The 10,795-nt window shown below is 43.7% G+C and carries 7 protein-coding genes and 1 pseudogene; 4 read left to right on the top strand and 4 right to left on the bottom strand.

Features of this window, described 5'->3' with window-relative positions; translation table 11 throughout:
• The 3 genes and pseudogenes from V7L12_RS25130 to V7L12_RS25120 all read left to right on the top strand — a co-directional run.
• A pseudogene (locus V7L12_RS25130) lies at nt 1-192 on the top strand (photosystem II D2 protein (photosystem q(a) protein)); the annotation flags it as partial.
• Complete coding sequence (psbC, locus tag V7L12_RS25125) at nt 176-1,567, top strand: photosystem II reaction center protein CP43 (protein ID WP_335088498.1); 1,392 nt, start codon at nt 176-178, stop codon at nt 1,565-1,567. The pseudogene V7L12_RS25130 and the gene psbC, both read left to right, overlap by 17 nt.
• A 129-nt stretch (nt 1,568-1,696) precedes the next feature.
• Nucleotides 1,697-1,900, top strand: a complete 204-nt coding sequence (locus V7L12_RS25120; RefSeq protein WP_442947920.1) for a PCP reductase family protein — start codon at nt 1,697-1,699, stop codon at nt 1,898-1,900.
• 125 nt (nt 1,901-2,025) lie between these two features.
• On the opposite strand, the gene V7L12_RS25115 is transcribed toward V7L12_RS25120, so the two are convergent.
• The 4 genes from V7L12_RS25115 to V7L12_RS25100 all read right to left on the bottom strand — a co-directional run bounded on the left by V7L12_RS25115 (nt 2,026) and on the right by V7L12_RS25100 (nt 10,067).
• Nucleotides 2,026-2,862, bottom strand: coding sequence for an SWIM zinc finger family protein (locus V7L12_RS25115; protein ID WP_335088496.1), 837 nt, complete (start codon nt 2,860-2,862; stop codon nt 2,026-2,028).
• A gap of 247 nt (nt 2,863-3,109) precedes the next feature.
• Nucleotides 3,110-5,017, bottom strand: a complete 1,908-nt coding sequence (locus V7L12_RS25110) for a TIR domain-containing protein (protein WP_335088494.1) — start codon at nt 5,015-5,017, stop codon at nt 3,110-3,112.
• A 440-nt stretch (nt 5,018-5,457) separates the two neighbouring features.
• On the bottom strand, nt 5,458-6,522 hold the full coding sequence (locus tag V7L12_RS25105) for a caspase family protein (RefSeq protein ID WP_335088492.1): 1,065 nt from the start codon (nt 6,520-6,522) through the stop codon (nt 5,458-5,460).
• A gap of 257 nt (nt 6,523-6,779) precedes the next feature.
• Nucleotides 6,780-10,067 carry a DEAD/DEAH box helicase gene (locus tag V7L12_RS25100; protein WP_335088491.1) on the bottom strand — a complete coding sequence of 1,096 codons (3,288 nt, stop codon included), beginning with the start codon at nt 10,065-10,067 and terminating at the stop codon, nt 6,780-6,782.
• 143 nt (nt 10,068-10,210) lie between these two features.
• On the opposite strand from V7L12_RS25100, the gene V7L12_RS25095 reads away from it, so the two are divergent.
• The gene (locus tag V7L12_RS25095) at nt 10,211-10,756 is read left to right on the top strand and encodes a GNAT family N-acetyltransferase (RefSeq protein WP_335088489.1); all 546 of its coding nucleotides are present in this window, start codon (nt 10,211-10,213) and stop codon (nt 10,754-10,756) included.
• Nucleotides 10,757-10,795: the final 39 nt, after the last annotated feature.

Genomic DNA, 10,795 nt, shown 5'->3' with positions numbered 1-10,795 from the left:
GCACTCAACCTGCGGGCTTATGATTTCGTCTCCCAAGAATTACGGGCGGCGGAAGACCCTGAGTTTGAAACCTTCTATACCAAAAACATTTTGCTGAACGAGGGTATCCGCGCTTGGATGGCTCCTCAAGATCAACCCCACGAACAATTTGTATTCCCTGAGGAGGTATTACCACGTGGTAACGCTCTCTAATAGACCAAATATCTTAGGCGGCGCTGGACGTGACCAAGAATCCACTGGGTTTGCCTGGTGGTCTGGTAACGCCCGTTTAATCAATCTATCTGGCAAACTACTGGGTGCTCACGTTGCCCACTCTGGTTTGATTGTATTCTGGGCTGGAGCGATGACTTTGTTTGAAGTCGCTCATTTCATTCCTGAAAAGCCCATGTATGAGCAGGGCTTGATCCTATTACCTCACCTTGCCGCTCAGGGTTGGGGTGTTGGTGCTGGTGGTGAAGTCATCGATACCTTCCCCTACTTTGTTGTCGGTGTACTCCACCTAATTTCCTCAGCCGTCCTTGGCTTTGGCGGCATCTATCATGCCGTCCGTGGCCCAGAAACCTTAGAAGAATATTCTTCTTTCTTTGGTTACGACTGGAAAGACAAGAACAAGATGACCAACATCATCGGGTTCCATCTGATTATTTTGGGATTCGGTGCATTGCTGTTGGTAGCAAAGGCAATGTTCTTTGGTGGGTTGTATGACACCTGGGCACCAGGCGGTGGTGATGTTCGGATTATTACCAATCCGACATTGAACCCAGCCGTTATCTTCGGTTATGTAATCAAGTCTCCCTTTGGTGGCGAAGGCTGGATTGTCAGCGTCGATAACTTAGAAGATGTGGTCGGTGGTCACATCTGGGTCGCCTTTATCTTAATTGCTGGTGGTATTTTCCACATTCTTACCAAGCCTTTTGCTTGGTCGCGTCGTGCATCCATCTGGTCTGGTGAGGCTTATCTCTCCTACAGCTTGGGCGCTCTCTCTCTGATGGGCTTTATTGCCTCAATCTTTGTTTGGTTTAACAACACCGTTTACCCCAGCGAATTCTTCGGCCCTACTGGTCCAGAAGCTTCTCAAGCTCAGGCTTTGACCTTCTTGATTCGTGACCAACGCTTGGGTGCTAACGTCGGTTCCGCCCAAGGCCCTACAGGTCTGGGTAAATACCTGATGCGCTCTCCAACTGGTGAAATCATCTTCGGTGGTGAAACCATGCGTTTCTGGGATTTCCGCGGCCCTTGGTTGGAGCCTCTACGTGGCCCCAATGGTCTTGACCTGGAAAAAATCAAGAATGATATTCAGCCTTGGCAAGCTCGTCGCGCTGCTGAATACATGACACACGCTCCTCTGGGTTCTTTGAACTCCGTGGGTGGTGTGGCTACCGAAATTAACTCTTTCAACTACGTATCTCCTCGCGCTTGGTTGTCGACTTCTCACTTCGTACTAGGATTCTTCTTCCTAGTTGGTCACTTGTGGCACGCTGGTCGCGCACGGGCTGCGGCTGGTGGTTTTGAGAAAGGAATTAACCGTGATACTGAGCCAGTGATGTTCATGGACGACCTTGACTAGGTTGTAAAGTTTATTTCATCACTGACAACTAAATAATTTAGAGGCTCTTGCATAAAAGCAAGGGCTTTTTTTATAGGAAAATTAGTAATCTATTAATTAAAGTGAGCGACTTGCCAAGGTAATTAATCTATGAACGATTCCAATTTTATTAACGATTCCAATTTTATTGATGCTTTACAATGGACATCTGAAGCTAAGGAAAAGTTACAAAATATTCCCTTTTTTGTCCGCTCTCAAGCTCAAGCCAGAATTGAACAACTGGCTCGTGAAGCAGGGCAAGATGTTGTGACTGCTGATTTGGTAGAACAGGCTAGGCTTGAGTTTGGACAATAAATCAGGAGTCAGGAGTCAGAATCCAGAATTCAGAATTCAGAATTGGTAAATACTCTACCAATAAAGGGATAGAGTTTTAAGGCGAGAATATTCCAGTCAATTTAATTCATAATTACGAATTAGTATCAACTTCCTCCTACATTCATTGCTGCTAAAACAGCCTTCTGGCTTACATCTCTGTAAACGGTATTCAAATACTTCATTACCACATCACTCGAAGTTGAATTTACTGCATTTTCCTCTTCCTTTGCTAGGGGAATCGCTCCTAATACATCTAAGATCGTCTCGCTGCTGGAGGGCACAATAACTACCAAGGATGACTCTAGTGGCTCATTGTATTGCCAGAAAGAATCAATTTTTACTGAGTATTTGTTATTAGGAATTGACTGTTGAACATCAGGCGTTTCTGTAGTATTGGGTTTATTCTTGGTACTACGTAGTTCACGCAAATTGCTGATAATTTGCTCTTTAGAACGTCCGCGTAATTGAAATAGTACAAAGGGGTCTTCACTGAAGCGATCACCTAACTGATAGTATATAGCACCAATGTGTTTACAGGGATTTGCTTTATCAGGACAAGAGCATTTACTCTGGACATCAGCAAGGGTAAATGGAAATATCGAAAGACCATTAGCCGTGAAGACTTCTTCTATATTTTGTGGCATTTCTCCTGCTAGTAGCTTGGCAGCAAAAATTGCCCTTTGGGACATGGTTTCAATTACATAACCCCACTGTTCATCGGTAAATGGTTCAAGGGAGAGGGAAACTTTATAGGGTTCAACTTCACTACCTTGCACCCTAGCCAATACTTTCGCACCTTTGAATTCGATGCTGAGAACATTTCCTTGACGAGCATAATTTCTCGCACGTTCTAAACGCTTTTTAAAGCGATAGGAATCTAGCAAATCTAGCCATTGTTGTGACCACCATTCTCGACTTGCTTGTAATGTGTAATTAGTCATAATTTATTTAAAATTATGGAATGTATGGGTTAATCTTATTTTGTGACAGTTACCTCAAACTATAGCGTTTATCGTTGAAAGCATATCATTTTCGTAAATATGAAGCTTATAGATTGGAATGGCACTACACAGAGGCGTAAAACCTTGAATTAATTACGAAGTTTTTCTTCTATCGCCAATACTTGCTTGAAGTAGGACTCGGCGCGATCATAGTTTCCCTGTAATCGCTCCGTGGTTCACTCTCAGCTTACTCATCTAAACTTTCTTCAACCACTTTGAGCAGCGCCTCGAATTCTGATTGTATATGAATCTCCTCCGTCAGAGCATTCATATCTTTCAGCAGATTTGTGATATTAGCAAATGTATTGCGAATTTCAGTATATAGGTCAATGTCTTCTCGAAATCCCTGCAAATTAGCGGCGCTAACTTTTTTCAGAGCATCATCTAAATCTTTAATTTGCTTTTCCCAATACTCAATATATTTAATTCTCTCAATAGCATTGTGAATTTGGGCATCTAAGAAGACTATGGGAAAAATTCTCTTATAAAATTTTCCATTCTTAGCAATCTCGACTAGTTCATACATACACTTTTCAGACTTCAAATATTGGTCGCTGATTATCAAAATCACGCATTTACCACGACTTAATCGCTGCATGAATTCTTGGATTCGTCCTTTGTAGAGAATTGTATTTTTATCGCGAATGATTTTGATGCCTTTCGCCTGAAATGCTTTCTCAAGTTCTTCGACAAATGATTTACTGTGATTATCCTCCCAGGCGTAGGAGATAAAAACTTCCTTTTGCTTGCTTTCTGGTAGCTGATATTTTGTAGGTTTATTTTTTTCGCTCAGTTCCGGTTGCAATTGTGTAACTTGAGGATTGAAATCCCGATTTTTTTCCTGGGCTTGCAAATTAACATTATTAATCGGCCTTGTCCCGATGCTGTCTGTTACGCCCACAACTGCCCGGATATAAGTGCGAGTCAGAGGGTGCAGGTCAAATCTTTCTCCATTCAAATCATTTACCAAAGATAGAGTTACCAGCCGCTCTAAAGAAACTTGGATCTCGCTTATGGCTAAATCAGTAGCATCTGCCAGTGCTGTGATTTTTATTGGTGTCAGGAATACACCCAGGGCAGACAACACTGTGCGATCGTTTTCAGAAAGAGTTTGGGCAGCATCGGCAAACAGAAACCCATAGAGATCGGCTGATTTGGCAGCATTCTGCAATCGCTCTAAAGCAAAACTGATGGAGTAGCCTTTGTGTGCCACCTGTCCCAAGGTCCAATCCAGCGCTAGGGGGTTGCCACCAGACGCTTGATATAAATCGGTCAATATCTCTGGGTTGGTAGCGTTTAGTTCCTGGGCTAGACGGGGATGCGATCGCCCCTTCTCCCGCATTAATTCCAAAGCTTCGGTTTCTAAGAGACGATCTAAGCGGATGGTGAGGGCGCTTTCCCCAGTGCGGCGGTTGCTGGTGATGATGGCTTTGTTAGGGGTGGGCAACTTCCGCAGGAACTCGGCAATCATATCGCGTTCTTCTGCATTCAGCGTTTCCAAGTTGTCCCAAATCAACAGGGTGCGTCGTCCTTGCAGGGTATTGAGAAGGGCACGGCGGCGTTCCGTAGCATCAGTCATTTTCACAATATCCGCCCGTCCCAACCCTTTGGCAAATTCCCGGCAGAAGCTATCGAGAGAAGACAGGGCGAAGATTTCTTGCCGCACTCCCTGAGTCGAAAGCCAGGTAGTCTTAGCAGAAACAAACAGGTAGGCATCAAATAAGGCTTGCTGACGGGCAAGATGTGCTACCTCCAGCGCTAACGCCGTTTTACCCATGCCACCCATACCATCGATCGCCACACCCCAACCGCGTTCCTCTGGTGAAAGTGCCTCCAAACAACGGGCGATTTCTTGTTTTCGTCCGACAAACACATCGTTATAGCGGGGCAGGTTATCAGGCACACTTTCCGGGCGTTGTCCCTGTAACAGGCTTAATCGCGCTTCTAGGCTAGTGACTTCTTTTTGTTTTTCCTCCAGATCGATCTGCAAATCCACTGGAACTCGAATCCCATAACTAGCTTTTTCCTCCTCTAATATCTGGAGGGCGCGACGGGCGCGGTTAAGAGTTCGTTGTAGTGCTTCTTGATTATCCATAGGGTTATATAAAAAATAAATCTAAGGGATTTTCAAATAAAAAAATATCTAATTAATGCTTGTGGGATAAGCTCTCTAGTCTGTCCGAGTTCCAGGGCGGGCAAGATACTCCGAAGTTCTGTTCGCCAGAAGCCGACGCTTAGACTTCTCTCCACCTCACAAGATTGTATGATTTTTTCAAGATATCCCCAGAACTCGGAAGTTTGTGCTCGGAACTCGGAAGTTCGTGTTCAGAACTCGGAAGTTCGTGCTCAGAACTCGGAAGTTTGTGCTCAGAACTCGGAAGTTTGTGCTCAAAACTCGGAAGTTCGTGTTCAGAACTCGGAAGTTCGTGCTCAAAACTCGGAAGTTCGTGCTCGAAACTCGGAAGTTCGTGCTCGAAACTCGGAAGTTCGTGCTCAGAACTCGGAACGAGAAAAATCATCGTCGGCTATATTTGCTTAATCTAATCCTGTTCTTTTATGCCGGGACTCTAATTCAATTACCTGGCGGCGTTTCTCTTCCAATTCAATCTGCAAATCCACTGGAATACGAATTCCATAGGAAGCAGCTTGTTCTTCCAAAAATGCTAACGCTCGTTTTGCTCTTGCTAGTGCAGGTGTTACCACTTCTTGATCAGTCATAATTTTGGGCAAGTCCGAGACTGGGGTTGAGTTTGGCAGTCCCTTCCCTCCCCGCAGCATGGCAATAGGAAAATCTTCCATCGCCGTATCAAAAAATGGGGTTTGTTCTTTTTTACATAGGGTTCTGGCGCTCTCTGGCACGGTTTTACCCAAATGATTGATCAGATTTAAGAGCATGACTTTGGAATCCCCTGGTTGATTAGCCGCTCCTTGCAATGCCTCAATTAGATGATAAGTGTAGAGGCTCATGCTTCCATCAGGACGTATCCAAGAAACCTGATTGCCCCTGGAGGACGTAAACACCGCCCGTCCTTCGCCCTGCTTTAGCGCATCAATCACCCCTTTGGGTAATGCCGTAGCGATAAAGTCAGCAGGTAGTTCTCCCTTAGCAGTAGCCATACCTTCTGCGTGGCAACTATCAATTACCACCCACAACCGCTTTGCTTGAATCTGCCGCAAAGCTCCAGTAAATTCTTGGGCAGACAGAGCGGTGTTAGCAATGTCTGTGGAATTGAAGTCATGTTGGAGCAAATAATAGCACTCACTTGATAAGTCAAAGCACCCATGACCAGAGTAAAAAACTACAATTGTTGCATCGCGATCGGCGGCAGCTTTTTCCTTTAACCACGTTAATCCATCCAAAATTGCGCTGCGCGTTGTCTGCTCATTCTGCAATAAGCGAATATGTTCGGAATCATCCAGATAGGCACATAAGTTTGGATCGGTTAGCACTGTTTTCAGGGCTTGCACATCTTTAACTGTGACAGGCAATGAATATGGGGATTCGGCTGTTGTGCCAACCCCAATCAACAACGCATAACCGTGGGCAAAGTGGTTCGACATGATGGCACAGGCTAAAGAAGAAGGCGTGATATTTGTCACTAATATCGCATATTTAATCTAGCGGTTCATCGCGTTAATTATCAGGGGGTTGAGAAACGAACCGCATACTCCTACGGAGAAGCAAGCTACGCGCAGCGTCTCGCAGAGAAGGACGCAAAGAGCACAAAGGAAGAAAAATGAAGAATGAGTTTACCCATTATATTTAATGTGACAGACCAGATGTCACATTAAATATAAGAGCTTTGTAGTGGGTGGCTTTAGCCCTTAATTCAAGAACTAAAGTCCTTACTACAAACTTATTCTGCATCATCGTCAATTACTGCACTACGGTCAAGTAGTAGTAAGTTGCGGAGTTGGTCTGTATCCATTTCAGTTAACCACTCTTCACCAGCACCTACAACTTGTTCAGCTAGTTGTTTCTTACTTTCAATCATGTCATGAATTTTTTCTTCTAAAGTGCCAGTACAAACAAATTTATGTACTTGCACATTCCGAGTTTGACCAATCCGAAATACTCTATCTGTAGCTTGATTTTCTACGGCTGGATTCCACCATCTATCAAAGTGGAATACATGATTTGCTCGTGTTAAATTCAGTCCTACACCACCTGCTTTCAGAGAAAGAATCATAATCGGTGGCCCTTGCGGATCGTGTTGGAAACGGTCGATCATTTCCTCCCGTTGTTTTTTACTGGTGCTGCCATATAAAAAGAATATTTCTCGCCCTAGCTGTTTTTCTAAATAGGGTTTAAGTAATTTACCCCACTCAGCAAATTGTGTGAAAATTAAAGCGCGATCGCCTTCTGCTAAAACTTCTTCTAACATTTCTTCTAGCCGCAGAAGTTTGGCTGAATTATGTTGCTCTAATGTCGCTTGTTTAAAGTATTGGGCTGGATGATTGCAGATTTGTTTGAGTTTGATTAGTAAAGCTAAAATCATCCCCCGACGTTGCAATCCTTCAGCAGATTCTATCTCTACTAAAGATTGTTCTACAACTTGTTGATAAAGTGCGGCTTGTTCACCAGTCAGACCGCAAAATACGGTCATTTCTTGCTTGTCTGGTAAATCTTGAATAATGTCGCGATCGCTTTTCAATCGCCGCAGTATAAATGGTTGGACTAATGAACGTAACTGAGTCAAAGAAGCCGTATCACCATACTTTTCTATTGGCATGGCAAACCGACGCTGGAAAAATTGCTTATTGCCTAAATAGCCAGGATTCAGAAAATCCAAAATAGACCAGAGTTCTTGCAGTCTATTTTCTACTGGTGTCCCTGTCAAAGCAATCCGAAATGTAGCTTCTAATTGGCGCACTGCTTTTGACTGCTTCGCCTCTGGATTTTTCACATTCTGGGCTTCATCTAAAACTATTATCTGCCAAGAGACACTTTGCAATGACTTGATATCTCGATGAAGAAGTGAGTAGCTGGTAACGATTAAATCGTGTTTTTTTACAGCTTCTAAAAACGCTTTTCCTTTTGGGCGTTTGTCACCGTGATATTGCAAAATTTTCAGGCTTGGTGCAAATTTATTGACTTCCCTTTCCCAGTTGCCTAAAACCGAAGTTGGACAAACCAATAGTGTTGGATTTTCTAGTACATCCTGTTCTTTTAAATGTAGCAAAAAAGCAATAAACTGAATAGTTTTACCGAGTCCCATATCGTCGGCGAGACACGCGCCTAAGCCCCAGCGTTCTAAGAATGACAGCCAAGCAGCACCACGTTCTTGATAAGGTCGCAACTGCCCTTTAAAGTCTGTTGGTGTGGGCAAAGGTGCGATCGCCTGATTATTGTTTAATGCTCCAATCAACTCTTGCAATGCCCCAGATGCATCAAAGCTGACCACTGGTAACTTTTCAATTGCCTGAGTATCTCCTGTACTCAGACGCAAAGCATCTTCCAGGGAAAGCGCCATTTGGTCTTTGCGGGTGGTAAAAAAAGTTTGGGCTGTCTTGATATCTTGGGGTCGCAATTCTACCCACTCACCATTAATTTCCACTAGCGGGCTATTTAAAGCCACAAGTTTATCAAACTCGGCTTTGGAAATAGTTTGTCCACCAATTGCCAATTGCCATTGGAAATTTAGTAGACTCTGCAACCCTAAACGTCCCTGCTTTGTCTTTGGGGTTTCGGCTGTAATTTTTAAACCCAAACGGTTCGCCCATCCTTCACGATTAGCCAAACTGGGAGGCAAAATTACTCCCAAACCGCTGTCTTCCAGCCTCCAAGCTACAGCCTTGATAAACTCATAAGCTTGGATAGGGGTGAGACGAGAAAATTGGGGATATTCGGTTTCAAAACTGGCTACTATTGTTGGGTATAATCTGGAAGCTACCCCCAAACCTCGCAAAAATGTTTCTTGTGGTTGGTCAATTGTGCGATTTTCATAAACCAATCTTTCAACTGGATTGTTCCAAATAGTTGCTGCATCGACTAAAAACTCTGGATCGTCAGCTGCTTGCAAAAAATACGCCAATGTCCAATCTGTTTCGCCAGACTCTGGAGAACGCAGTTGAAAACAGGTACGAAATAGAGTTTTAAGAGTTAACTGGTATTGTAGCGGCATAGTCCAAGCCTTCAGTGCCGCCTCCAGTCGTTCCACTTCAAGTGCATCTGCATTAACTGTACCAGATGCACTAGTTAAGGCTGGCAACCACTGTCGCACCCCAACTGGTAAAGATGCGATGGCCTTAGCTTCAATTGGAGGTTGAGAACCTACCATGTCTCGCACTTGGGCATCTATCGTACTGTTGAGAAATCCCAAAAGTAATTCTTGAGGTTCAACGGGGAAGTTTATATAGATTGGGCATGGGGCATGGTTATTTTCTTTGTCCCCTTGTCCCTCCCCACTCCCCACTTCCTCTTGATAAGTGCGACAAACCAACGGCATATTTGCAGAAAATTTTTCTAGGCGGGTTCCATCTACAGCGCTATCTAGAAGTACTCGCCACTTAGCAGCAAATGCACTATCTGATTGTTGGTTAATTGTTGGTAAAAACTTACAACGTGAGATTAAATCTAAACTCCATCGCGCAACCTGCGACCAAAAGCGTAAATCTCCACCCAAAAAAGCATCTTCCCCTTTAGCAGCATTTAGGGGAATAGCAGCGAGAAATTTTACTGCTTCGCTGGGGTTAAGACAAAAACCCTCAACTCGCCACGGTTGTAAATATTGTGGCGAGTCTGTATTTTCCCCCAAGCTGGCAGAATGTACAGGAAAAATCGCTGCTGTTCCTTTATCACTACCTTCTGGGATATAAGTTGGTAGGGCAATGATTTGAGAGTGCGTTGGTAAACTGATCTCAGTGGCACTGGCGGCTTTGCGTGTTCGCCCAGTAGTTGCGATCGCTCCGCCAACGCCAGGGGCTAACGCAACTTGGGGTTGCTGAATGAAGTTGATAATTGCCATGTTTTGGGAACGCAACCACTCACTCAACTCAACTGATGTCATTGCCAATGGATGTAGTGCTATATCTCCAGATCCATTAGACTCGAAATTCACTCGTGGCGATCGCCAAGTTTCCCCCCAAATAAATAAACTACCATTTTGATTTTTTAGTAACCAATTACAGTGTAAAATCGCCATTTGCTAACTACTCAGATTTTCCCAAAACTCCAGAATTAAAATCGGAATTATTCTACTTTTTGCATCTTCTCAAGAAGATTTATTGGCCCAATTTCTCATATAATAAATATTTAAGTAATTATTCTACATAAACATTGTTAAGAATGAATTTTCCCCTAATTAAAGTCTTAAAAAACGGGATGTTAGTGGAACTAGATTATATGCATCCTCAAGAACAAGAGGTTGTAAGATCGTTACTCAATGTTGTAATTCTTGAAGGTAAAACCTATCCTCAAAAGCAACCTCTCTCTCCAACAGAATTTTCAGCTTACTGGTTAAGCAAGGATGCCTTTGTTGTCAGGACATCTGTTGTAGATCCTACACACAAGCCACAAGAAATATTAGGGGCGTTTTATTTAAAGCCAAACTTTCCCGGTCGGTGTAGCCATATTTGCAACGCTGGTTTTATTGTACAACCAGGATTACGCAGTCAGGGTTTAGGAAGGTTCATGGGAGAGGCTATGCTTTCGATAGCAGCAAACCTGGGCTACGAAGCAGTGATGTTTAATTTGGTCTTTGAGACTAATATACCTTCAATTACACTTTGGCAGTCGTTAGGATTTGAGATTATTGGGCGAATTCCGGGCGTGGCGAAGTTAGAGAATGGGCAGGTAGTAGACGCGCTCATCTTTTATCACACTTTGCGTTAAACGACTTGTCTATCTTTGTATCTACTAGAAGTCAGCCAT

It is taken from the genome of Nostoc sp. (assembly GCF_036918245.1).
GTDB lineage: Bacteria > Cyanobacteriota > Cyanobacteriia > Cyanobacteriales > Nostocaceae > Nostoc.
Note: the sequence above shows the minus strand (reverse complement) of the source record. Positions and strands in the feature narration are given on the sequence as shown.